This window comes from Desulfarculus baarsii DSM 2075, from assembly GCF_000143965.1.
In the GTDB taxonomy this organism is placed as follows: domain Bacteria; phylum Desulfobacterota; class Desulfarculia; order Desulfarculales; family Desulfarculaceae; genus Desulfarculus; species Desulfarculus baarsii.
Genome location: NC_014365.1, coordinates 3,184,895 through 3,207,408, shown reverse-complemented (window position 1 = coordinate 3,207,408; position 22,514 = coordinate 3,184,895). Strand labels below are relative to the sequence as shown.

The 22,514-nt window shown below is 67.7% G+C and carries 25 protein-coding genes, 2 tRNA genes and 1 riboswitch; of the genes, 14 read left to right on the top strand and 13 right to left on the bottom strand.

Annotated features, from left to right (window positions below):
• Positions 1–79 precede the first annotated feature (79 nt).
• Complete coding sequence (locus tag DEBA_RS14465; protein WP_148227885.1) at positions 80–1,312, bottom strand: response regulator; 1,233 nt, start codon at positions 1,310–1,312, stop codon at positions 80–82.
• A 122-nt stretch (positions 1,313–1,434) separates the two neighbouring features.
• On the opposite strand from DEBA_RS14465, the gene amrS reads away from it, so the two are divergent.
• The 10 genes from amrS to DEBA_RS14415 all read left to right on the top strand — a co-directional run bounded on the left by amrS (position 1,435) and on the right by DEBA_RS14415 (position 9,116).
• A complete protein-coding gene (gene amrS / locus DEBA_RS14460) occupies positions 1,435–2,466 on the top strand; it encodes an AmmeMemoRadiSam system radical SAM enzyme (RefSeq protein WP_222832017.1) in 1,032 nt (343 codons plus the stop codon).
• A gap of 3 nt (positions 2,467–2,469) precedes the next feature.
• Positions 2,470–3,195, top strand: coding sequence for a RadC family protein (gene radC / locus DEBA_RS14455; RefSeq protein ID WP_013259688.1), 726 nt, complete (start codon positions 2,470–2,472; stop codon positions 3,193–3,195).
• A 7-nt stretch (positions 3,196–3,202) separates the two neighbouring features.
• The gene (pyrF, locus tag DEBA_RS14450; RefSeq protein WP_013259687.1) at positions 3,203–3,895 is read left to right on the top strand and encodes an orotidine-5'-phosphate decarboxylase; all 693 of its coding nucleotides are present in this window, start codon (positions 3,203–3,205) and stop codon (positions 3,893–3,895) included.
• An 83-nt stretch (positions 3,896–3,978) separates the two neighbouring features.
• Positions 3,979–4,068: riboswitch (cyclic di-GMP riboswitch) on the top strand.
• Between the two features lie 70 nt (positions 4,069–4,138).
• A complete protein-coding gene (locus DEBA_RS14445) occupies positions 4,139–4,594 on the top strand; it encodes a chemotaxis protein CheX (RefSeq protein WP_013259686.1) in 456 nt (151 codons plus the stop codon).
• A 141-nt stretch (positions 4,595–4,735) separates the two neighbouring features.
• Positions 4,736–5,110 carry a hypothetical protein gene (locus tag DEBA_RS14440; protein WP_013259685.1) on the top strand — a complete coding sequence of 125 codons (375 nt, stop codon included), beginning with the start codon at positions 4,736–4,738 and terminating at the stop codon, positions 5,108–5,110.
• Between the two features lie 37 nt (positions 5,111–5,147).
• Positions 5,148–5,363 carry a twin-arginine translocase TatA/TatE family subunit gene (gene tatA / locus DEBA_RS14435; protein ID WP_013259684.1) on the top strand — a complete coding sequence of 72 codons (216 nt, stop codon included), beginning with the start codon at positions 5,148–5,150 and terminating at the stop codon, positions 5,361–5,363.
• Positions 5,364–5,501: 138 nt separating this feature from the next.
• Positions 5,502–5,587, top strand: a tRNA-Ser gene (locus tag DEBA_RS14430).
• A gap of 54 nt (positions 5,588–5,641) precedes the next feature.
• A tRNA-Ser gene (locus DEBA_RS14425) sits at positions 5,642–5,734 on the top strand.
• Positions 5,735–5,823: 89 nt separating this feature from the next.
• Positions 5,824–7,683 carry a M48 family metallopeptidase gene (locus tag DEBA_RS14420; RefSeq protein ID WP_013259683.1) on the top strand — a complete coding sequence of 620 codons (1,860 nt, stop codon included), beginning with the start codon at positions 5,824–5,826 and terminating at the stop codon, positions 7,681–7,683.
• Positions 7,680–9,116, top strand: coding sequence for an alkaline phosphatase family protein (locus DEBA_RS14415; protein WP_013259682.1), 1,437 nt, complete (start codon positions 7,680–7,682; stop codon positions 9,114–9,116). Before DEBA_RS14420 ends, DEBA_RS14415 begins: the two co-directional genes overlap by 4 nt.
• Here DEBA_RS14415 and DEBA_RS14410 read toward each other — a convergent pair.
• Entirely contained in the window at positions 9,113–9,781 is a 669-nt protein-coding gene (locus tag DEBA_RS14410; protein WP_013259681.1) for a nitroreductase, read from the bottom strand. The genes DEBA_RS14415 and DEBA_RS14410 overlap by 4 nt on opposite strands.
• Positions 9,782–9,783: 2 nt before the next feature.
• Positions 9,784–10,584 (bottom strand): enoyl-CoA hydratase/isomerase family protein, encoded by an 801-nt coding sequence (locus tag DEBA_RS14405; protein WP_013259680.1) that lies wholly within the window; start codon positions 10,582–10,584, stop codon positions 9,784–9,786.
• A gap of 111 nt (positions 10,585–10,695) precedes the next feature.
• Here DEBA_RS14405 and DEBA_RS18205 point away from each other — a divergent pair, with 111 nt between their 5' ends.
• Positions 10,696–10,998: a hypothetical protein gene (locus DEBA_RS18205; protein ID WP_013259679.1), complete on the top strand. Its 303-nt coding sequence runs from the start codon at positions 10,696–10,698 to the stop codon at positions 10,996–10,998.
• Positions 10,995–11,492 carry an NUDIX hydrolase gene (locus DEBA_RS14395; protein WP_013259678.1) on the top strand — a complete coding sequence of 166 codons (498 nt, stop codon included), beginning with the start codon at positions 10,995–10,997 and terminating at the stop codon, positions 11,490–11,492. Before DEBA_RS18205 ends, DEBA_RS14395 begins: the two co-directional genes overlap by 4 nt.
• Here DEBA_RS14395 and DEBA_RS14390 read toward each other — a convergent pair.
• Positions 11,489–12,253 carry an alpha/beta fold hydrolase gene (locus DEBA_RS14390; RefSeq protein ID WP_013259677.1) on the bottom strand — a complete coding sequence of 255 codons (765 nt, stop codon included), beginning with the start codon at positions 12,251–12,253 and terminating at the stop codon, positions 11,489–11,491. The genes DEBA_RS14395 and DEBA_RS14390 overlap by 4 nt on opposite strands.
• Before the next feature lie 198 nt (positions 12,254–12,451).
• On the opposite strand from DEBA_RS14390, the gene DEBA_RS17390 reads away from it, so the two are divergent.
• A complete protein-coding gene (locus DEBA_RS17390; protein WP_148227883.1) occupies positions 12,452–13,144 on the top strand; it encodes a TetR/AcrR family transcriptional regulator in 693 nt (230 codons plus the stop codon).
• An 84-nt stretch (positions 13,145–13,228) separates the two neighbouring features.
• On the opposite strand, the gene DEBA_RS14380 is transcribed toward DEBA_RS17390, so the two are convergent.
• From DEBA_RS14380 to ruvX, 5 genes are all read right to left on the bottom strand, one after another.
• Positions 13,229–14,188: an electron transfer flavoprotein subunit alpha/FixB family protein gene (locus DEBA_RS14380; protein WP_013259675.1), complete on the bottom strand. Its 960-nt coding sequence runs from the start codon at positions 14,186–14,188 to the stop codon at positions 13,229–13,231.
• Between the two features lie 40 nt (positions 14,189–14,228).
• Positions 14,229–14,999: an electron transfer flavoprotein subunit beta/FixA family protein gene (locus DEBA_RS14375; RefSeq protein WP_013259674.1), complete on the bottom strand. Its 771-nt coding sequence runs from the start codon at positions 14,997–14,999 to the stop codon at positions 14,229–14,231.
• Between the two features lie 61 nt (positions 15,000–15,060).
• Complete coding sequence (locus tag DEBA_RS14370; protein ID WP_222832016.1) at positions 15,061–15,660, bottom strand: TetR/AcrR family transcriptional regulator; 600 nt, start codon at positions 15,658–15,660, stop codon at positions 15,061–15,063.
• Between the two features lie 216 nt (positions 15,661–15,876).
• Positions 15,877–16,875, bottom strand: coding sequence for an endolytic transglycosylase MltG (mltG, locus tag DEBA_RS14365; protein ID WP_013259672.1), 999 nt, complete (start codon positions 16,873–16,875; stop codon positions 15,877–15,879).
• Positions 16,872–17,309: a Holliday junction resolvase RuvX gene (ruvX, locus tag DEBA_RS14360; RefSeq protein WP_043814619.1), complete on the bottom strand. Its 438-nt coding sequence runs from the start codon at positions 17,307–17,309 to the stop codon at positions 16,872–16,874. The genes mltG and ruvX overlap by 4 nt, the downstream gene beginning before the upstream one ends.
• Before the next feature lie 137 nt (positions 17,310–17,446).
• Between ruvX and selB the strand changes: the two genes are divergently transcribed.
• Complete coding sequence (selB, locus tag DEBA_RS14355) at positions 17,447–19,351, top strand: selenocysteine-specific translation elongation factor (RefSeq protein WP_013259670.1); 1,905 nt, start codon at positions 17,447–17,449, stop codon at positions 19,349–19,351.
• Positions 19,352–19,360: 9 nt separating this feature from the next.
• Here the strand turns inward: selB and DEBA_RS14350 are convergent, their stop codons facing one another.
• The 4 genes from DEBA_RS14350 to DEBA_RS14335 are packed head-to-tail and all read right to left on the bottom strand — an operon-like array spanning position 19,361 to position 22,506.
• Positions 19,361–20,266 carry a dihydroorotate dehydrogenase gene (locus DEBA_RS14350; RefSeq protein ID WP_043815911.1) on the bottom strand — a complete coding sequence of 302 codons (906 nt, stop codon included), beginning with the start codon at positions 20,264–20,266 and terminating at the stop codon, positions 19,361–19,363.
• Positions 20,267–20,280: 14 nt separating this feature from the next.
• A complete protein-coding gene (locus tag DEBA_RS14345) occupies positions 20,281–20,943 on the bottom strand; it encodes a transglutaminase-like domain-containing protein (RefSeq protein ID WP_013259668.1) in 663 nt (220 codons plus the stop codon).
• 25 nt (positions 20,944–20,968) lie between these two features.
• The gene (locus DEBA_RS14340; RefSeq protein WP_050762377.1) at positions 20,969–21,757 is read right to left on the bottom strand and encodes a dihydroorotate dehydrogenase electron transfer subunit; all 789 of its coding nucleotides are present in this window, start codon (positions 21,755–21,757) and stop codon (positions 20,969–20,971) included.
• The gene (locus tag DEBA_RS14335) at positions 21,754–22,506 is read right to left on the bottom strand and encodes a polyphenol oxidase family protein (RefSeq protein ID WP_013259666.1); all 753 of its coding nucleotides are present in this window, start codon (positions 22,504–22,506) and stop codon (positions 21,754–21,756) included. The genes DEBA_RS14340 and DEBA_RS14335 overlap by 4 nt, the downstream gene beginning before the upstream one ends.
• Positions 22,507–22,514 lie beyond the last annotated feature (8 nt).

Here is a 22,514-nt window from a genome sequence, read left to right as displayed (position 1 = left end):
GGGCCGCATGCTCAGATTAGCACCGAATGATTCGCGATGACAGGGGGCAACCGATGGCGTGCAGGCTGGCGGGGGCGCTTCAGTCGTCGCCGGGCTCGGGGGGAGCGCCGTCGGCGGTGACCTGGAAGCCCATCCTGTGCAAGGCCGCGCCCAGCAGGCGCTGGGCCTCGACCAACTCGGGGTTGATCTCCAGGGCCTTGGTCAGCACCTCGGAGGCCAGTTGGTATTCAGCCAACTCCCAGTGCACCCGGGCCATGTTGTAGAGCAGGTGTTCGTCGTTGGGGTGGAAGGCCAGGGCCTTGCGGTAGAGGTTCAGGGCCATGTCGTGCTTGCCCTGGCGGCGGTGGGCGATGCCCAGGCGGTTGTAGACGTGGGCCAGGCTGGGGTCGAGCTCCAGGGCCTTTTGGTAATACTGCTCGGACTCGGCGTAGTGGCCCTGGCCGGCCAGGGCGTCGCCGATGTTGCTGGCCATTTCCACGTCGTCGGGCAGTTCGCCCATGGCCAGGTCGAAGTGGCCCAGGGCCTTTTGCAGATGCTTGAGCTGCAACTCGATTTCGCCCATGTAGTAATAGAGGCTGGCCTTGGTCAGCCCGCCGTGTTTGAGGCGTTCGGCCGCGCCCAGGGCGGCCTGCATCACCTTGAGGGCGTCTTCCAGGCGGCTCTGGCCGCGATAGATCATGGCCAGTTCCAGGTAGGCCTTGAGGGCGTCGGGGTTGGCCCGCAGCGTGGCGAAGAGCAACTTCGTGGCGCCGTCTTCGTCGCCGGCCCGCCGCAGCAGGCGGGCCAGGGCCATCATGGCCGTTTCGTCCTCGAACAGTTCCAGGGCCTGACGATAGGCCTCGATGGCTTCGGCGGATTTTTTGCGGCGTTCGGCCTGACGGGCCGCCTCCATGTGGGCCAGGAACTGCTCGTGCTGGGGGTCGATCCGCTTGGAGAGCATCTCGTCCACCACCCGCTGGACGTCCTTGGCGGTGATGGGGTGGCCGATGACCGCCGTGGCCCCGGAATCCTTGCCGATTTTCTCCAAGTGCTTGTCGCGGCGGTCGGCCACCAGCAGGATGGGCGCGTCCTTGAGTTCGGGCCGGCGGCGGGCCATCTCCACCAGTTGCAGGCCGCTGATGGGCTGCATCTTCCAACCGGTGATGATGATGTCGATGGGCCGATCCTTGATGGCGAGCATGGCTTCATCCACGCCCACGGCCGTCCAGACCCGGTAAAACTTGAACGGCTCCAGATAGCCTTCGAGGGTGTCGAGGGCCATTTTGTTGCCCTCGACCAGGAGCGCCTGCATTTTCTGGTAAGACAGTTTCAAGTCCAACCCCTGGGAATCCGTTTACAACCGGTTTATAATGCCACAAGGAGGCCGCGTTGCGGAAGATTCCATCGGCGGCGCGGCTTGCTCCGAGCCAAAAAAAACAACCAAGCGGGAGGCCGATGATGCGACGGGCGGAATTCTGGGACGCGTTGGCCGACGGCAAGGTCCGTTGTCGGCTGTGCGCCCATGGTTGCACGATCGCCCCCGGCAAGCGCGGAATCTGTCAGGTGCGCGAAAATCAAGACGGCGTGTTGTGGTCGCTGGTGTGGGGCCGGCCCATCGCCGCCAACGTCGATCCCATCGAGAAAAAGCCGCTCTACCACTTCTTGCCCGGCTCGCGGTCGTTTTCCATCGCCACGGTGGGTTGCAATTTCGCCTGCGCCTTTTGCCAGAACTGGCGGATCAGCCAGGCGTCCGGCGACGGCGAGGTCGCCGGCGGCGGGCCAGGGGGCCTCATCGAGCCGGCGGCCATCGTGGCCCAGGCCAAGGCGGCGGCTTGCGCCTCGATCAGCTACACCTACACCGAGCCCACGATCTACTTTGAATACGCCCGCGATTGCATGGCCCTGGCCGTGGAGGCCGGGCTGAAAAACGTCTTCGTCACCAACGGCTATCAGTCGGCCGACTGCGTGGAGGCCTGCCAGGGGCTTTTGCACGCGGCCAACGTGGACCTGAAGGCCTTCAACGACGAGTTTTATCGCCACGAATGCAAGGCCCGCCTGCAACCGGTTTTGGACACGCTGACGCGCCTGCGTCGGGCCGGCGTCTGGCTGGAGCTGACCACGCTTCTGATCCCCGGCAAAAACGACGATCCCGACGAACTGGCCCGCTTGTGTGGCTTCATTGTCGAAAAGCTCTCGGTCGATACGCCCTGGCACGTCAGCGCCTACCAGCCGCGTTACAAATACGCCGAGCACGGCCCCGCCGCCACCAGCCTGGCCAGCCTGGAGCGGGCCCTGGCCATCGGTCGCCAGGCTGGCTTGCGGCACGTCTACATCGGCAACGTGGCTGGCCACGACGGCGAAAACACCTATTGTCCGGCCTGTGGGGCCAAGGTGGTGGCCCGCCATGGCTACGGCGTGGACGTCGGCGGCCTGGTCGACGGGGCCTGCGCCCGTTGCGGCGCGGCCGTGGCCGGGGTTTGGGGCTAGGGCGTGAGCGCGAGTGAGCACCCCGGCGCGGGCCACCGCCAACGTCTGCGCGACAAATTCCTGGCCCATGGCCTGGCCAAATTCACCGACGAGGAGGCGCTGGAGCTATTGCTGACCCTGGCCACGCCCCGTCAGGATTGCAAGCAGCAGGCCCGGACGCTGTTGGGCGAGCTGGGCGGGTTGCAAGCCGTGTTGGACGCCCCGGCCGAACGTCTGGCCCAGGTCAAGGGCGTGGGGCCCAAAAACGTCCTGGGCCTCAAGCTCGTGCCGGCGGTGGCCCGGCGTTATCTGGAAGACAAATTGCTGCGCGGCGAGGCCTTTTTGGCGGCCGAGCAGGCGGCCGAATATCTGCGCATGGGCATGCAAAGTCTGGAGCGCGAGGTCTTTCGCGTGATGCTTCTGGACGGGCGGCGGCGTTTGATCGCCATCGAGGACGTTTTCAGCGGCACCATCGACCGGGCGGTGGTCTATCCCCGCGAGGTGGCGGCCCTGGCCCTTGCGCGCGGGGCCACGGCGTTGGCCTGCGCCCACAACCACCCCAGCGGCGACGCCACGCCCAGCACCGACGACCGCGCCATCACCCGCCGGCTCTACTACGCCTGCCAGGGCGTGGGTCTGGAGTTGGTCGATCACATCATCGTGGCCGGACGCCAGTTGCACAGTTTCGCCCAGAGCGGCTTTTTGGCCGGCGTGGCGGCCGAGTATCAAGCCCTTGACCTGGAAGGATGAATCACCGATGCAAGCTCGTGACAGGCTTATTTTCGCCGTGGACGTGCCCAGCGTGGCCGAGGCGCGGCGTTTGGTGGAGCTGTTGAAAGACGACGTCGGCGTGTTCAAAGTGGGCCTGGAGCTGTTCGTGGCCCAGGGGCCGGCGGTGCTGGCCGAGCTGCGCGCGGCCGGCGCGCGCGAGATATTCCTGGATCTGAAGCTGCACGACATCCCGGCGACCATGCGCGCCGCCGCCCGTCAGGCCGCCGCGCTGGGCGTGGGCATGCTGACCTGTCACTGCGACCAGATGGCCATCTTCGAGGGCGTGGACCTGGGGGGCACGCGACTGCTGGGCGTGACGACCCTGACCAGCCTGGGCCCCGAAGATCTGGCGGCCATGGGCTATCCGCCGGCCCTGCAAGACCCCCGCGAGTTGGTGCTGCGCCGGGCCGGTTTGGCCATGGGCGCCGGTTGCGCCGGCGTGGTCTGCTCGGGCCAGGAGGCGGCGGCGGTGCGCCAGGCGCTGGGGCCCCAGGCGTTGGTGGTCTGCCCGGGCATCCGACCGGGCCAGGCCGGTGACGACGACCAGAAGCGGGTGGTCAGCCCGGCCATGGCCGTGCGCGCCGGGGCCAGCCACATCGTGGTGGGCCGGCCCATCCGCGACGCGGTTGACCCGGCCCAGGCGGCGCGCCGGATTGTGCAAGAGATGGCACAGGCCTGAGCGACCACGGAACGCCGTGGCCGCGCGTCTTGCCGTAAAATCGGGCAATGGCCCACGGCTTGTGTTAAGATAAACGCCCAGTTGGTGTGAAAGGGCAAACCCGCGCGAAAGCCGGGGGCGCAAAGTCACCGGCCTACAGCCGCCCGGGCGGCCACGGCGGCGGGACTGCCAACCCGACGGCAAGCCACCCGGCGCGCGCGCCCGTGGCCGGCGGCTGGTCGCCACAACCGGGTGAAACGGGCGATGGATGTCAAATACGTCAATCCTTTCCTGAGCGGGGTGGTCGAGGTGCTGGGCACCATGGCCGGCGTGGCCCTGGAGGCCGGCAAGCCCTACCTCAAGCAGCAGACCCTGGCCGAGGGCGACATCAGCGGCGTCATCGGCCTGAGCGGGGCCGCCGAGGGCTCCCTGGCGGTGACGTTTCATTTCGGGCTGATCCAGGCCGTGATGCGCGGCATGCTCGGCGACGAAATCAGCGCCATCGACGACGCCGTGCGCGACGCCGTGGGCGAGCTGACCAACATGATCTCCGGCGCTGCCCGCCGCGAGCTTTCCGAGAAGGGCCTGGGCCTGCGGGCCGGCATCCCCCGGATCTACGACGGCCACGGCCACTGCATCGAGCATGCGGCCAGCCCGGTGTTGGCGGTTCCCTTTTCCAGCGAGTACGGCTACGCGGTGATCGAAGTGGCCCTACGCTGAAAAGGCCGCCTTTGTTGCCAAGCGCCCGAAACAGCGTTAAAATTTAAAGATGAGCCCGTGAACGACGTCGGGTGGTCCGCTTGACTGACGCCCGCGCCATTGGTATTGTATGGCCGTCTGCGCCACGATATGGAGAGAGCCATGGCCGAGGTCATCGATTTGAGCCGCCGCAAGAGCAAGGAGCGCCGGATCGACGAAGGCCGTCAGCGGCGCAAGGCCGAGGCCGTGGCCGCGGCGATGTCTTGCGGGATCTGCCCGAGGCGCTGCGCCTTCTGCGGCCAGGGCGTGGAACAACCCCAGCCGCTGTTGGTCAAGGTTCCATATCCCCTGTGCGCGAGCTGCCACGATGAAGCCACGGCCTTTCTGCGCCGCGAGGAGGGCCTGGCCGACGACGTCTTCTGGCACACCGAGCAGTGGGCGGCGATGTGGCGCAACTGGTTGGCGTTCATGGAGGCCGCGGGCAAGTTTCGCGGCGCGCCGGAATTTCTTCGGCTGATGCAGGAATACAGCCAATAGGCCGCCCAGGCGGCGCTAGGGGCGCGGAGGTCTGCCAATGTTTGGCGGCATAGGGCATTTCGAGTGGCTGATCATCCTTGTCATCGTGCTGATCATCTTCGGCGCGGGCAAACTGCCCTCGGTGGGCGGCAACCTGGGCAAGGCCATCAAGAACTTCCGCAAGGGCGTCAAAGACGATGCGTTGACCGGCCAGGAGGCCGAAAAGATCGACGAGGCGGCCAAGGCCAAGGAAGAGACAGAGACCAAGGTCTGAGGCCCTTTGCCGGTGGCGGCTATATTTGACCACGGCACTTGACGCCCCTTGGTGGGCGATGGTAAATAAAGCAATCCGTCGGGAGGCGGGCGCTTGGCGCTGTCCGTTGACTGGCGGCGGCTGGACGGCCGGCCTCGCGGAGGGATGGCCGAGTGGTCGAAGGCGGCGGTCTTGAAAACCGCAGACCGAAAGGTCCGTGGGTTCGAATCCTACTCCCTCCGCCATCTTGCACGTGCAAAAGGCGCGGCGTAGCGAGCCGCGGCCACGAATACCGCAGCGGAGAGGTGACCGAGAGGCCGAAGGTGCTCGCCTGCTAAGCGAGTGTAGGGTGTAAAGCTCTACCGAGGGTTCGAATCCCTCCCTCTCCGCCAATGCCACGATTCCCACCTGGCCCGGGAGCCTCGCCCCGGGCCTTTTGTCTGCCAGACCCCTTGCCGCCGCTGGCCGGAGTAGACAGGGGATGTTCTTCGCCCAGATAGTCGCGTTCATTCTGGTGATGGTGCTGTTCGAGGCCTATCAGCCCGGCGTGGCCGGCCTGCGGCCGCTGGACAGCGTTTTCGGCTCGTTGGCGGCGCTGTGCTGCCTGTGGGCGGCCGGCCAACTGGCCGTGCGCCGCCTGCTGGAGCGCCTGGCCGGGGCCGACCCGCCGACCGACCCGGCCAGGGCGACCAGGCGGCTGGAGAGCCTGCTGCACGGTGGGGCCATTGCCTGCTTCGTGCTGATGATCACCGCCCTGGACCTCAAGGCCCAACTCATGGCCGTGCCGGCCCTGGCCCAATGGCAGACGCTTTCGGGCCTGTGCGCGGCGGGGATCTACCTTTGCTGCCTGGTGGTGGTGTGGTGGACCATGCAGCCGCTGGAGGCCCGCGTATTTTATCGCGACCTGGGGCGCTGGGCCCATGTGCGGGCCCAGGCCCGCTTCGTGGCCCCGGTGCTGTTCCCGTGGCTGATTGCCGTGGCCGTGCAGGATCTGGCCCTGGCCCTCTGGCCGGCGGCCGACGGCTGGCTGCGCACGGCCTGGGGCGACCTGGCCTTTTTGTCGCTGCTGATGATCCTGATGTCGCTATTGTTTCCGCCGCTGGTGCGCCGCTGGTGGGGCTGCCGGCCCCTGCCCGAGGGACCGACCAGGGATGTGGCCGCGCGCACGTTGCGGCGTCTGGGCGTCTCGGTGGCCGAGATCGTCGATTGGCCGATCCTGGAAGGCCGGGTGCTGACGGCGGGCATCCTGGGCCTGGCCCCGGGCCTGCGCTATCTGCTGGTCACCAAGGCCCTGGCCCAAGCCCTGGATGAAACGGAGATTGCCGCGGTGACCGCCCACGAGGCCGGCCACGTTCGCCATCGGCATATGCTGGCCTATATCTTGTTTTTCCTGGGTTTTTTCCTGGCCATCTTTGCCCTGACCGGCTCGTTCAACCTGCTGATGGGCTGGCTGGTCTATCTGCTTTCGGCCTTTGACTGGGGCATGGCCGCCCTCTCGACGCCGGCCCAGGAAGCCAACCCCCTCACGCTGCTGCTGGCCTTGCCGCTGGTGATCTTTCTGGCGCTGTACGTGCGCTTTGGCATGGGCTTTTTCATGCGCCACTTCGAGCGCCAGGCCGACTTTTTTTCGCTCGAGGCCATGGGCTCGGCCGAGCCGCTGATCGGCGCGTTGGAGCGCATCGCCAGCTTGTCGGGCAACATCCGCGACGTGCCTTCGTGGCATCATTTTTCGGTGGCCCAGCGGGTGGAGGCCCTGCGCCAGGCCCAGGCCGAACCCAGGCTCATCGCCGCCCACGGCCGCATGCTGCGCCGGGCCCTGGTGATCTACGCCCTGTGCCTGGGCTTGCTGGTGGGCGCCGGGCTGGCCGCCGACCACAGCGGGGCCGGATCGGCCCTGCAAGAGGCCGTCATCACCCGCCTGCTGGAAGAACGGGCGGCCTTGCGGCCCGACGACGCCGGCGTGCGCCTGGAGTTGGGCCTGCTGCGTTATCAACAGGGCGACGAGCGCCGGGCTCTGGGCGATCTGCGCATGGCCGTGGACCTGGATCCAGACAACGCCGAGGCCCTCAACAGCCTGGCCTGGCTGTTGGTCACGGCCAAGGAAGAGTCGTTGCGCCGGCCCGAGCGCGCCTTGGTGTTGGCCGAAAAGGCCGTGCGCCTGCGGCCCGAGCCGCACATCTGGGACACCCTGGCCGAGGCCTATCTGGCCAACGGCCGCCCCGATCAGGCCGAGGCCGCCGCCGCCGCGGCCCTTGCCGCCGGCCCCAAGGAGCAGCGCGCCTACTTCGAGGAGCAATACCAACGCTTCAAGCGGGCCGCCCAAGAGGCCAAGTCCCGGTGAACAGGCGGCGGCTGTGCGTCATCGGCCTGGACTGCGCCGCGCCAGAGCTGGTCTTTGAGCAACTGACCCCGCGCCTGCCCAACCTGAGCGGGCTGATGCGCCGTGGTCGCTGGGGCCGCCTGCAAAGCACCGACCCGCCCATCACCGTGCCGGCCTGGGTCAGCATGGCCAGCGGCCTGGACCCGGGCCAACTGGGCCTCTACGGTTTTCGCAACCGGCCCGACCATTCCTACGCCCCCCTGGCCCTGGCCAGCGCCCAGGGCGTCGGCGTCCCGCGTTTGTGGGACATGGCCAGCCAGGCCGGGCTGTGCTCGACGGTGCTGGGCCTACCCCTGACCTGGCCGGCCTCGGCCGTGCGCGGGGCCATGGTCGCCGGTTTTCCTCTGCCCGAAAACGCCGACGGCCTGACCTGGCCGCGCAGCCTGGGCCCTCGGCTGGAACGCTGGGGCGGCGGGCCCTACATCGTCGATGTGCCCGACTTTCGCCGCGCCGACCGCGCGGCCCTGGCCCAGACCGTGCGGACCATGGTCCAACGCCGTTTCGCCGTGGCCCGTGGCCTGTGGCGGCTCTACGACCCGGATCTGCTGTGGCTGGTGGAGATGGGCACGGATCGCATGCACCACGCCTTTTGGCGGCACCACGACCCACTGCACCGTCTGCACCAACCCGGCTCGCCCCTGGCCGGGGCCATCGCCAGCCACTATGAAGACCTCGACGCCCAGATCGGCCTGCTCTTGGCCGAGCTGCCGCCCGAGACGCTGGTGCTGGTGGTCAGCGATCACGGCGCGCGCCGCCTGGAAGGCGGGTTGTGCATCAATCAGTGGCTGCTGGAGCGGGGGTTGCTGCGCCTGCGCGTCGAACCGGCCGAGGGCGCGCCGCTTGCGCCCGCGATGATCGACTGGCCGCGCACCAAGGTGTGGTCCGACGGCGGCTATTATGCGCGCATCTTTTGCAACGTGGCCGGTCGTGAGCCGCAAGGGGCCGTCGATCCGGCCGCTTACGACGCCTTTTTGGCCGAACTGCGCGCCGAACTGGAGGCCATGCCCGGCCCCGATGGCCGGCCCCTGGGCAACCGCGTGGTCGATCCGCGCCAGGCCTACGCCGCCGTCAACGGCGCGGCCCCGGATCTTTTGCTCTACCCCGGCGACCTGGCCTGGCGGGCGATCGGCCAGGTCTGGCCGCGAGGCGGGCCGCTGTTTGTTCAGGATAACGACTCCGGCCCCGACGACGCCAACCATGCGCCCGAGGGCCTGTTCATCGCCGCGCCGGCCGCTGGCCAGGCCCTGGCCCAGGCCGGCCGCCAGCATCACGGGGCCACGCTATACGACGTCTGCCCCACGGCCTGCTCCTGGCTGGGGCTGGACCCGCCGGCCAAGGGGCGCGGGCGGCCGTGGCCCTGGCTGGACCAACTCGACCGCCCGCGGGGGCGCTAACTCATATCAACCACGCTCAGAACCTGCTCCAAGGGCATGCGGTCGGCGCGGAACTTGTTGGCCGGCGCGTCGGGGTCGGCATAGCCCAGGGCGATGCCCACGAGCAGGTCTTCGTCGGGGCCGATGGCCACTTCCTGGCGAACGATGTCGGGGTAGGTGGCCAGGGCCGCCTCCAGGCAGGTGGCCAGGCCCAGCTCGTGGGCGGCCAGGCAAAGCATGGTGGCGATGGCTCCGCCGTCGAGGATGACGTAGGCCGTCTGGCCCTTGGGCACGGTGACATAGAGCATGGCCGGCGCGCCGAATGCACCGTAATTGTTGACATAATGACGCAGACGTCCCTCTTTGTCGTCGCGGGCCAGGCCCATGGCCTGGAACATGGCGATGCCCAGGGCGCGGTAGCGATCCATCAACGCGCCCTCGAACTTGGCCGGCATGACCACGTCGGGATTGCCGGGGCGGCCCTCTTCGATGGCCTGGCGCTGGGCGGCGCGGATGGAGGCCGCCGTCTCGCCGCCAACGGCGTAGACCTTCCAGGGTTGGGTGTTGCCCCAACTGGGCGCGCGCAGGGCGGTCTGGACGATCTGCTCGACCACCTGGCGGCTGACCGGTTTGTCCAAAAAGGCGCGGCACGAAAAGCGGCCATTGACGACGTCTTTGAATTCCATGCTCATTCTCCAATGCTTGCCGGTTGCTTGTGAAAAAACTTGGCCACCAGGCGGCGGAAGTCGGGCCCATCGGCGGCGGTGGCCGTGGCCTGGCGTTCTTGTTCCATGTGCGCCAAAAGGCCCTGGCGGCGCTGATGGCCCAACAGGGCCTTGGTGCGGGCCAAGGCGGCGGCGGAGCCGGCGGCGGCTTGTCGGGCCATGGCCATGGCCATGTCCAGGGCCTGGCCGGGCGGGCTCACGGCGTTGAGCAGGCCCAAGGCGACGGCGTGGCGGGGGTCGATGTCCTGGTTTTGCATGAGCGCTTGGGTGGCGCGACCGGGGCCCAGGGCCTGGGGCAAGAGGTGGGTGACGCCGCCGGCCGGGGTCAACCCCACGCCCAGAAAGCCCGGCCTGATGCGCGCGTTTTCATCGGCCACGGCCAGATCGCTGGCCAGCAGCCAGGCCAGGCCCGCGCCGGCGGTGGGGCCGTTGACGGCGGCCACGACCACCTGGGGCATGGTCAGCAGCAGATGCACGGCCTGATGCACCCAGGCGGTGTAGGCCAGAAACACATGCCCCGCGCCGGCGGTGAGTCCGGCGGCCAGGGCTTGCATGGCGCGGCGCAGGTTGCCGCCGGCGCAGAAAACGTCGCCCGCGCCGGTCAACACCAGGGCGCGCAGATCGCCGTCTGCGGCCACGCTTTGCAGGGCGTGGGCCAGTTGGGGGCCCATTTGCTGATCCACGGCGTTCATTTGGGCCGGGTTGTCCAGGGTCAGCAGGGCCACGGCCCCGTGACGCTCCAGGCGGATTTTGTTATACTGCAAGCTGTTTCCGCGCTTTCCGATTAGTGCCTCAAGCGTCAGCTTGCCACAGGCGCGCGCGCCAGGCAAGGACGCTGTTGGCCGACGCGCTCACCTCACGACCACGGAGGCCCGTTGCAACCAGGCGTTTTCGAAGAAGTTCTGGCCCTGTTGCGTGACGATCGCCCACCAACGCGCAACCGCTCGCTGGCCCGCTTCAGCGGGGCCGAAGGCCTGCGCCTGTGGCGGATGTACAAGCTCTACGGCGCGCTGCTGCGCCAGGCCCAGGCCGCCGAAGAGTTGCGCGCCCACCGTGGGCCGGGCGTGTTGCGCCTGGAGCTGCGCGACCGCCGCCTGGCCTATCGCCGCGTCTCCGACGTGCCGCCGGCGCTCCAGCCGTTTTTTATCGAGCGCCTGGGCCTGGACCGCCAGCCATGAACCAGCGCCTGGCCGACGAAGTGCTGGAGGTGGTCGACGGCCGCGACACGGTGATCGGCCTGGCCCGACGCGGCGATATCCACGCCCAGGGCCTGTTGCACCGGGCCGTGCACGTGCTGGTCTTCGACCAGGCCGGCCGGCTCTATCTGCAACGGCGCTCGGCCAACAAAGACACCCACCCCGGCAAATGGACCAGCTCGGCCAGCGGCCACGTGGACCCCGGCGAAAGCTACGAGCAGGCCGCCCGGCGCGAACTGGCCGAGGAATTGGGCCTGGAGTCGGCCCTGGAGCCCCTGGGCCGCCTGGCCGCCTGCGCCCTCACCGAGGGCGAGTTTACCGCCGTCTATCGCGCCACCGCCGACCAAGAGCCCCGGCCCGACCCCCACGAGATCAGCGAAGGCCGTTTTTTTGGCCTGACCGAGGCCATGGCCCTGGCCGCCGGGCCCATGGCCACGCCGTCGCTGGGCCTGGTGCTGGGGCTGCTGCCGGCCTAAAACTGGGCCAGAAACTCGATCAGCGCCTGATTGACCTCGGCCGGTTTTTCGATGTTTAGCATGTGGCCGCCGCCGTCAATCTGCTTGAAGGCGCAGCGTGGCATGTGCTGGGCCAGGTATTGGCTGTACTTGGGTGGCGTCATGCGGTCCTCGGAGCCGACCAGGGCCAGGGCCGGCAGGTCGATCTGGCCCAGGCGCGGGGTGACGTCGAAGGCGTCGCAGGCGCTGAAATCGCCCCAGACCAGCTCGGCCGGCGTCTGGAGCATCTTGCGCACGCCCTCGGCGACCATGGCCGCGTCGGCGTCCGGGGCGTAGGCAAAGCCCAGGCCGCCCTGGATGGTGGCGGCGAAGTTTTCCTTGAGCCCCTGCAAAAATTGGGGCATGACCCGCAAGCGGCCGCCGCTGCCCATCAGCACCAGGCCGCTGGCCAACTCGGGGTGATCCAGGCCCAGTTGCAGGGCCACCGCGCCGCCCAGGCTGTGACCCAGGACCACCGGCCGCACCGGCCCGGCGGCCAGGAAGTCGGCCAGCCACTGGGCGTATGGTTCGACCTGGCGGAAGCCCGGTCCGGCGGTCTGGCCGTGGCCGGGCAGATCGATGGCCGCCACGTTGGCCCGGCCGCGCAGGCCGATGATCTGGTGATTGTAAAGCTCTTTGTAGCCGCCCGAGCCGTGGATAAGCAAAATGCTGGGCAAGGAAGGATCGAAGCCGTTGGCGCGGGTCAAGCCGATTTTGCCGCCGACCAGGTGCTGCTCCCACATGAGATGGTTCCTCCGCGATGGGTTGCGTTGGGCCAAAACGCTGTTTTTTGCGGTCAAGATAGCACAAACAGGGCGGCGCGCGGTTGTCAAACGGCGAAATTGGTCTAATCTAGTCTGTTAATGGGTAATGGCCCGTTTTGGTAAGGCGCTTGTTGTCAATTCATCGAGGGGTCTGAGGTGGACCGCGCGGGCGAGGGCATGGACAAGGAACTAAAGGGCGAAGTTCGCCGCAAACGGCGTGATCCGGCGGCGACCAAGGACAAGATTCTGGTGGCGGCCGAAAAACTATTCAGCCGCAAGGGCTTTTCGGGCACGTCCATGAGCGAGATCGCGGCCAAGGGCAAGGTCACCCAGAGCCTGATTCATCACTATTTCGGCTCCAAGGAGGGGCTGTTCCTGGAGGTGATGCGCCGCCATCTGGTGCGCATGGGCCGCATGGGCCGCAAGCGCATGGAGCAGGCCATCCAGGGCGACGACTACCTGGCCGCGGGGCTGACGGCCTATTTTCGCATGCTGGCCGACACGCCGCTGTTGGTGCACATGGGCGCGTGGTTCACGCTGTTTTTCCTGCAACACCCCCGGCCGGTGCGCATGATCGAGGGCGGCGACGCCGAGGAGGACGCCAACCAGCGCTATATCTTCGACCTGTGCGAGGACATGGTGCGGGCCATGAGCGAAATGCAGCAAAAAGGCCTGATGCGCCAGGATATCGACCCGGCGGCCCTGCTGATGATGATCTTCAGCGCCGCCGAACACTGGCACGAGGCCAAGCTGCGCCTGCTGCGCCGCCTGCCGCACGATACCGCCGAGCGCGTCGACGATGACAAGTACCTGGAGACCCTGATCAAGATCATCATCGACGGCGCGCGGCCCCGGCCGGCCCAGGTCTGACCAGCCCGCGCGAGGCGAAAAAACAGGCGACGCCACAATTGGCGTCGCCTGTTTGGCGTTCAAGCATTCAAGCAAGCTTGGCGGTTAGCCCAGCTTCTTGACTTCCTCGGTGAAGGCCGGCACCACGTCGAACAGGTCGGCGACAACGCAGAAGTCGGCTTTCTGGAAGATGGGGGCGTCGGCGTCCTTGTTGATGGCCACGATCACCTTGGACGAGCCCATGCCGGCCAGGTGCTGGATGGCGCCGCTGATGCCGCAGGCGATGTAGAGGTTGGGCGTGACGACCTTGCCGGTCTGGCCAACCTGATCGCGGTGAGGACGCCAGCCGGCGTCGACGGCCGAGCGGGAAGCGCCGACCGCGCCATTGAGCTGGCCGGCCAGGGTTTCCAGGATCTCGAAGTTGGCGCCGTCTTTCATGCCGCGGCCACCGGAGATGATCACCAGGGCCTCGGTCAGGTCGATCTTGCCGCCGGCGTCCTTGACCACGTCGACGACCTTGGTCTTGACCTCGCCGGCCGTGGCGCTGATGGTCTCGACGGCGGCCTGGCCGCCCACCTCGACCACGTCGAAGACGTTGGGCCGCAGGGTGACCATCTGGGGCTTGGCGTTGATGACGATGTCGGCGTAGACCTTGCCGGCGTAGATGGGCCGGGTGGCCTTGACCTTGCCGCCTTCGACGGCCAGGGCGGTGCAATCGACGGCCACGCTGGTGTCGAGCTTGGCGGCCAGGCGGCCGGCCAAGTCCTTGCCCTGCATGGAGGCGCCAAAGACCACCACGTCGGCGTCCTTGAGCAGCTCGGCCAGGGCGTTGGCGTATGCGTCGGTGGTGTATTGGGCAAAGGCGGCGTCATCGGCGTAGAGCACTTTGCTCACGCCATACTTGCCCAGCTCGGCGCAAGCGTCGGCCATGCCCGAAGCCAACACCACGGCGGTGACTTCGGAACCCAACTCGTCGGCGATCTTTTTGGCGGCGCTGGCGGCCTCCAGGGTCACTTTGCGGAACGCGCCGTCCCTGTGTTCGGCGACTACGTAAACACCTGCCATATCTTTCACTCTCCCTTCGAGAGAAATCGTTAGCGATAAACTAGATGATCTTGGCCTGCTCGCGCAGGGCCTTGGCCAGGTTGAGGGCCATCTGGGCCGGATCGTCGCCGGAGATGGTCACGCCGGCGGCGCGCTCGGGCGGCGGGGTGATGGCCACCACCTCGGCGAAGCCGGTGGCGCTGGCGCCCAGGTCGGCCAACTTCTTGGTGTCCAGAGGCTTCTTCTTGGCCTTCATGATGCCGGGCAGGGAGGCGTAACGGGGCTCGTTGAGGCCCTTCTGGCAGGTGATGACCGCCGGCAGGGGCGACTCGATGACCAAGGTCTGGCCCTCGACCGGGCGATTGACGGTGACCTTGTCGCCGTCCAGGCTCAGCTTGGTGACCACCGAAAGCTGGGGCATGCCCAGGAACTCGGCCAGAGCCGCGCCGACCACGCCGGCGTCATCGTCGATGGCCCGCTGGCCCAGGAAGACGATGTCGGGGGTCAGGTCTTTGATCGCCGCGGCCAGAATCTTGGCGATGGCGATGGGATCGGCGCCATAGAGGCCGTCGTCCTCGATCAGCACGGCCTTGTCGGCGCCCATGGCCAGGGCGGTGCGCAGGGCCTCGGTGACGCGCTTGGGACCGGCGCCGACCACCGTGACGGTGGCCTTCTGTTCCTTCTGGAAGCGCAGGGCCTCTTCGACGGCGAACTCGTCATAGGGGTTCATGACCCACTTGATGTCGTCGGTGCTGATGGACTTGCCGTCAGCGGCGATCTTGATTGCCGTCTCGGTGTCGGGTACTTGTTTGATGCAGACAACGATATTCACTTCAAAACCCCTCCTTTTACTGGGGAAGGCCCGGCCTTCCCTCATTTTTCGGCGCGAAAGATCAAGCCGCCATCAGGCCACGCAGAAAGATGCTGCTGATGTCCTGGACGGCCTTGGCGATGGAGTACCTCCTGGCCTCGGAGAGCACCCAATAACGGCTCATTTCATCCAGGGCGCCAAAAAACGCCCGCTTGGCGATGCCTGGCTCGATGTCCTTGCGGAAGATGCCTTGCTGCTGGCCCTCGCGGATGATTTCGCTGATGATGTCCAGGTATTCCAAAAATTTGCTATTTTTGTATTCCTTCATGAATTTGGAGGATTGCCGCACCTCGACCTGGATGATCTCGGCCAAGTCCTGATTGTCTTGCACCAGGTTCAGATGCACCGTGGCGAAGCGCTCGAGCTTTTTGACGGGGTCGGTCTCGCCGTCGAGGGCCTCGCGGATGTGCTCCAGAACCCGGGCCAACTCCTCCTCGAAAAGAGAAATTAGAATGTCATCCTTATTTTCAAAATACAAGTAAATAGTCCCGTCGGCCACGTTGGCCTCGCGGGCTATCTCGCTGACCTTGGAGTTGTAAAAGCCGTTCTTGGCAAAGACCTTGACCGCGGCTTCGATGATCCGACGGTGTTTGTCACTGGATGTTTTCTTTATGTTTTTCAACGTGTCAAGCCCTTTGGCGGCGCGCGGGTTCGGAAGCGGTCGATCCATATTATACCCTGAATGACGCCTCATTCAAGACATGCTCTAACATGAGCGCATGTGCCTGTCAACGAGTTTTTGCCGCGGCCGCCGTGGCCGCGGCCGGCCCGCGGGTCATGTCCATGGGCCAATATACCCACTGGGCCGGTGGCTGGCAAGATGTGATTGAATGGCCGTTCAGCGGCGGCGATAGCGGTTGATGGCCTTGACCTGGTCGCGGTAATCGGCGCTGAAGGCGTGGCCGCCGTCGCCCTTGGCCACGAAGTAGAGGTAATCCACCGTGGCCGGGGCCACCGCCGCCTCCAGGCTGGCCAGGCCGGGGTTGCAGATGGGCCCCGGCGGCAGGCCGGGCCGCAGGTAGGTGTTGTAGGGCGTGTCCACGGCCAGGTCGGCGCGGTTGAGCGGTCGCTTGAGCCCGCCCAGGCCGTAGATCACCGTGGGGTCGGCTTGCAGGAGCATGCCGGCGCGCAGGCGGTTGTGGTAAACGGCGCTGATCAGCGGCCGTTCGTTGGCCAACTTGGCCTCGGCCTCGATGATGCTGGCCAGGGTCACGGTTTGAGCCATGCCCAGTTTTTGGGCGGAAGCCCGCTGCTCGACCACGCGCCAGGCCGTCAGGAAGCGGCGCGCCAGCAGGCCCAGAATCCGCCGTTCACCCAGGCCCTTGGCCAGGTGATAGGTGTCGGGGAACAGGTAGCCTTCCATGTTCGGGCCGGCCAGGCCCATGGCCGTCACGAAGCCTTTGTCGCCGCACAAGGCCAGGGCCTTTTGTTCGTCGATCAGCCCGGCCTGGGCCAGCCGTCCCACGGCCTGGGCCATGGTCAGGCCCTCGGGCAGCACCACCGTGTGCAGCAGCACCTTGCCCTGACGCAGCACGCGCAGGATTCCGCCATAGGTCATGGCCGGGCTCAGCTTGTATTCGCCGGCCAGGATCGGCCCGTCGGCCGAGGTCAGGCGGGTGGTCAGCCAAAAGAGGTTGGGGCTGGAGACCACGTCGGCCCGACCCAGCAGATCGGCCACGGCCCGCACCCCGGCCCCCGGAGGAATCTCCACCACCACGTCCTTGTCGCCGATGCCGGCGGTGTGGTTGAGCAGCAGGGTCCGGCCGCCGAAATAGCCGGCCACCGCCGCCAGGCAGACGGCAATCACCACGATGGCGGCGATCAGCCCCCGATTCATAAAACCTCCTCGCGCATGCCGTCGAGCCAACGCCGCAGGATCAGCGCCGCGGCGACCTTGTCCACCACCTCGGCCCGCCGTTTGCGGCTGAGGTCGGCCTCCAGCATGGCTTCGTGGGCCTCGATGGTGGTGTCTTCCTCGTTGGTGAACCCCACCGGCAGGCCCAGCCGTCGCTGGAGCCGCCGGCCCAGGCTGATCACGCGCTGGGCCTCGGGGCCGATCTGGTCGTTGTGCAGCGGCAGGCCCAGGACAATCAGCCGCGCCCCTTCGCGCTGGGCCAGGCGGCCAATGGCCCGCACGTCCTCGTCGCGGCCCTGGCGGCGCAGCACGCACAGGGGCTGGGCCGTCAGGCCGGCCTCGTCGCTGACGGCCACGCCTATGCGCGCCCGGCCCACGTCCAGGGCCATGATTTTGCCTGGTGTCGCCTGGCTCATGGATGGTTATTATAATGAGATCGGCCGCTGGTCAAGGCCGCACTCTTGACGGCGCGGGCGACAATTCATGGCCTCGAGGCGTTCAGCGCCAGCTTGATCAAGGATTCCGTTTGGTTCACGCAGAGGATTTTTTAACGATGAAGCAACTTGTCTTGGGCACGGCAGGCCACATCGATCACGGCAAGACCTCCCTGGTCAAGGCCCTCACCGGCGTCGACACCGATCGCCTCAAGGAAGAAAAGGCCCGGGGCATCACCATCGAGCTTGGATTCGCCCACCTGGATCTGCCCTCGGGCCAGCGCCTGGGCATCGTCGACGTGCCGGGTCACGAGCGCTTTGTCAAAAACATGGTCGCCGGCGCGGCGGGCATCGACATGGTGGCCCTGGTCATCGCCGCCGACGAGGGCGTCATGCCCCAGACCCGCGAGCACATGGACATATGCGCGCTGCTGGGCGTGCAGGCCGGCCTGGTGGCCCTGACCAAGGTCGACATGGTCGAGCCCGATTGGCTGGAATTGGTCGGCGAGGACATCCGGGCCTACGTCCAGGGCACGTTTCTGGAAGACGCGCCCATCGTGCCGGTCTCGGCGGTCAGCGGCCAGGGCCTGGACCTGCTCGTGGCCGAGCTCGACCGCATCGCCGCCTCTTTGGACGAGCGCCCGGCCCTGGGGCCCTTTCGCCTGCCCATCGATCGCGTTTTTTCGATCAAGGGCTTTGGCACCGTGGTCACCGGCACCTCCATCGGCGGCCAGGTCAAGATCGGCGACGAGCTGGAGGTCTATCCCCGGGGCGTCACGGCCAAGGTGCGCGGCCTGCAAAACCACGGCCAGGATTGCCAAAGCTCGCGGCGCGGCCAGCGCACGGCGGTCAACCTCCAGGGCCTGGACAAAGATCAGATCGCCCGTGGCGACGTGCTCTCCGAGCCTGGCGTGCTGCGGCCCTCGCTGTGGCTGGACGTGGAGGTCCAAGCCCTGGCCGAGATGGCTCGGCCGCTCAAGCACCGCGCGCCGATCCGCCTGCACACCGGCACGGTGGAGGTGATGGGCCGCATTCATTTTCTGGACCGCGACGCCCTGGTCCCCGGCGATCAGGCCCTGTGCCAGGTGCGCCTGGAAGAGGCGGTGGCGGTGATGGCCGGCGACCGCTTCGTGATTCGTTCTTATTCGCCGGTGCGCACCATCGCCGGCGGTCGCGTGCTGCATCCCCACCCCGTGCGCCACAAGCGCAACCGCCCCGAGATTTTGGCCGACCTGGAGACGCTCAAATCCGGCCGCGCCCGTGAGCTGGTGGCCGTGCACGCCCGCCTGGCCGGCGAGCGCGGCGTCACCGAGCGCGATCTGGTGCGCCTGACCAACCTGGCCCCCAAGGAGCTGAGCGCGCTGTTGGCCGACATGCTCTCCAAGCAGGAGCTGATCCGCTTTGACAAGGAAGCTGGGCTTTTGATCGAGGCCGGCGTGCAACAGGCCCTGCTGGATGAGGCCGTGGAAGTGGTGGGCCAATATCATGGGCAGAACCCGCTGAAACCCGGCATGCCCCGCGAGGAGTTGCGCACCCGCCTGGCCCGGGGCCTGGAGCCCAAGCTCTTTGGCCATCTGCAAAGAAAACTGGAGGCCGACGGCCGGCTGATCGCCGAAAAAGAGCTGGTGCGCCTGCCTGGCCACGAGGTGCGCCTGGCCGCCGACGACCAGGCCCTGCGCGCCAAGATCGAGGCGGCCTATCGCCAGGGCGGCCTCGCCCCGCCGTCGCTCAAGGACGTGGCCGAGGGGCAGAACAAAAAGCAGTTGGGCCAGTTGCTGGCGGTGATGCAAAACGAGGGCGTCCTGACGAGGATCAAGGAAGACCTTTACTATCACGGCCCGGCGCTGGAGGCCATCAAGGCCAAGCTGGTGGCCCACCTGGAGAGCCACGGCAAGATCGACGCCCAGCAGTTCAAGGAGATGCTGGGGCTCTCGCGCAAGTACATCATCCCGCTTTTGGAGTACTTCGACACCATCCAGCTGACCATGCGCCTGGGCGACGAGCGGGTGCTGCGCCGCAAATAGCGGCTACGGCTAGGCGCGCAGCCCGCCGATGAGCTGGCTGACCGCGGACACGCCTTCCTCGGCGCAGAAGCGGGCCAACTCGTCGGCCACTCTGGCGCAGGCCGTGGGATCGGCGAACGACGCCGTGCCCACCTGCACCGCCGAGGCCCCGGCCAGCAGGTATTCGGCCGCGTCCTCGCCGCAGCAAATGCCGCCCAGGCCGATGATCGGCGCGCCGGGCAGGGCCCGGGCCACCTGCCAGACCATGCGCAGGCCCACCGGCTTGATCGCCGGTCCCGAAAGCCCGCCCACCACGTTGGCCAGGCGCGGCGCGCGGCGGCGGGCGTCGATGGCCATGCCCAGCAAGGTGTTGATCAGGCACAGGGCGTCGGCCCCGGCCTCCATGGCCGCGCCGGCCACGGCCACGGGGTCGGTGACGTTGGGCGTGAGCTTGACCCACAGCGGCAGGCTGGTGACGCGGCGCACGGCGGCGGTGACTTGGGCCACGGCCTGGGGGTTGGTCCCGAAGGCCATGCCGCCGGCCTTGACGTTGGGGCACGAGACGTTCAGCTCCAGGGCGGCCACGCCGGCCAGGCCGTCCAGGCGCTGGGCCAGTTGGACGAATTCGTCGATGGACTCGCCATAGAGGTTGACCGCCGCCGGCGTGTCTTGCCCGGCCAGCCAGGGCAGCTTGTCGGCCACGAAGGCCTCCACGCCCACGTTGGCCAGGCCGATGGCGTTTAGCATGCCCGCGCTGGTCTCGCAGACGCGGGGCGGCTTGTTGCCGTCGCGGGGGCGCAGGCTCACGCCTTTGGTGACCAGGCCGCCGATGCGCTCCAAGGCGAAATACGGCGCATATTCGCGGCCATAGCCAAATGTTCCGCTGGCGGCGATGACGGGGTTTCGTAGCCTCAGCCCGCCCACGCTGGTGTTCATCTCCGGCCGGCCGTTCACAGGGCCTCCTTTTGCTCTTCGATCATCCGGCGAAAGGCCGCCACGCCCTCGGGGCCATAATGGGCCAGCCAGCCGGCCATGATCTCCGCCAGCGGCAGGCCCGCGCGCCAGCCGTGATCGGCCCGATAAACGATGTAGGGCCGGCCGTCCAGGGTCTGGGCCGGCAGCAGCAAATCCTGGCCCGGCCGAAACTCCACCACCGGCAGGCCGTGCTCGCGGCAGAGCGCGGCGTCAAAGGCCGGCGTGGCCTTCCGCCACTGGCCGTCGATCAGCCACTGGGCGTAGCTGTGCCAGACAAAGCCGTGGCCGCCCATCATCTGGACCACGTGGGGGGCGATGGCCAGGTTGTCGATATCGGCGAAACACATGCGCGCCGGGATGCCCGCCGCCCGGGCCAGGGTCACCAGCAGGGCCGATTTTTGCACGCAATAGCCCTTGCCCCGGGCGATGACGGCGCTGGCCAGATAGTGCTCCAACTCCCAGAACGGCGCGGTCATGGTGTAGGCGATCTGGTCGCGGACCCACAGAAACAGGGCCTCGGCCTTGGCCACCTCACCCCGCGCGCCGGCGCAGACGCGCGCGGCCAGCTCGATGACGCCGGGATTGTCGCACTCAATGCCCGGCGCCGGGGCCAGAAAAACAGCCACGTCCTCGCCCATGCTCACGTTCCTTTCCGCCGGCCGTTCAGGCCAGGCGCGGCCAATCCACCGCCGCCGCAGGCAAGACCGGGCCCTCCTGACAGGCCCGCAGATAACCACCATCCGCCGCCGGGATCACGCAGCCCAGGCAGGCCCCCACTCCGCAGGCCATGGGCGCCTCCAACGAGACCTGGCAGGCCACGCCTTGCCGGCCGCAGGCCTCGGCCACCGCCCGCAGCATGGCCATGGGCCCGCAGCAGAGCACGCCGTCGACGCCCTCCAGCGCCCGGTCCAATAGCGCCGTGACCAGGCCCCGCTCGCCCAGCGAGCCGTCTTCCGTGACCCAACTCACCGCGCAAGACTGGGCCGTCAGGCATTCGTCCACGGCCTCGACCAGGCCGCCCAGGCCCGTCGCGCTGGCCAGCCCGCACAGCAGCCGTGGCCGCGCGCCGCGCGCCGTCAGGCGCTGGGCCGCGAAACGCAGCGGCGCAATCCCCATGCCGCCGGCCACCAACAGCGGCCGCTCCAGCGCCAGGTCAAAGCCCCGGCCCAGCGGGCCCCACAGTTCGAGCCGCTGGCCGGCCGTCGCCTGGGCCAGCAGCCTGGTGCCCCGGCCCACCACCCGATAGAGCACGCCGACGTCGTCGCCCTCCACGGCGTGGATCGAAAATGGCCGGGCCAGCAGCGGCTCCGGGCCGGAGGTCACCCGCAGCATCAAAAACTGCCCCGGCGCGGCGGCGCGGGCCAGCTCCGGGGCCTGGAGGCTCAGCAGAAAAACGTCTCGCGCCAGTTGGCGGTTTTGGCCGACGATGGCCGCGCCGTGCATGATCGTCACTCCCAACTGATGGCCGCCACCGTGCCAAAGCGGCCGGTGCGGCCGTCGCGGCGATAGGAAAAAAAGCGCCGGTCGCAGCGCGTGCACAGGCCGCTGGCCTGGATGTTTTCGGCTGGCACGCCGGCTTGGCGCAACTGGCTGGCGGTGACGGCGACCAGGTCGAAGCGGTCCTCGTGGACGCGAAAGCTTGTGAACCAGGCCGGCAACTCGTCACGCCAGTTGACGAACTGGCCGCAGCACGGCCCCAGGCTGGGCGAAATGGCCGCGTGCAACTCGGCCGGCGCGACGTCGTAGCGCCGGCACAGGCGCTCCACGCCCCGGCCGGGCATATTTTGCACGTTGCCCCGCCAGCCCACGTGCAGGTTGGCCAGGGCCCGTCGCCGCGGCGCGTAGAGCAAAACAGCCTGGCAGTCGGCCTGCTTGATCAAAAGACCCACGCCCGGCGCGTCGGTCATCAGGCCGTCGGCCTGGCCCACGGAGCCGTTGTCGTCCGGGCCGACCTCGATGATCTCCACGCCGTGGACCTGCCTGGCCCAGGTCATGGCCGGCAGCTCCAGGCCCAGGCGCAAGAGTTGGCGGTTCTGCGTCACCTTGAGGGGATCGTCCTGGCCGCCGCCCAGGTTGAGGCTGTCAAAGGGCGCGGCGCTGACCCCGCCCTGCCGGGTGCTCACCCAGTGGGCCAGGCCCGGCAGGCCCGCCAACGACTCGAAGCGCATCAGGCTCAGCCCGGCCTTGGTTTGCTCGATCATCGCGCCCT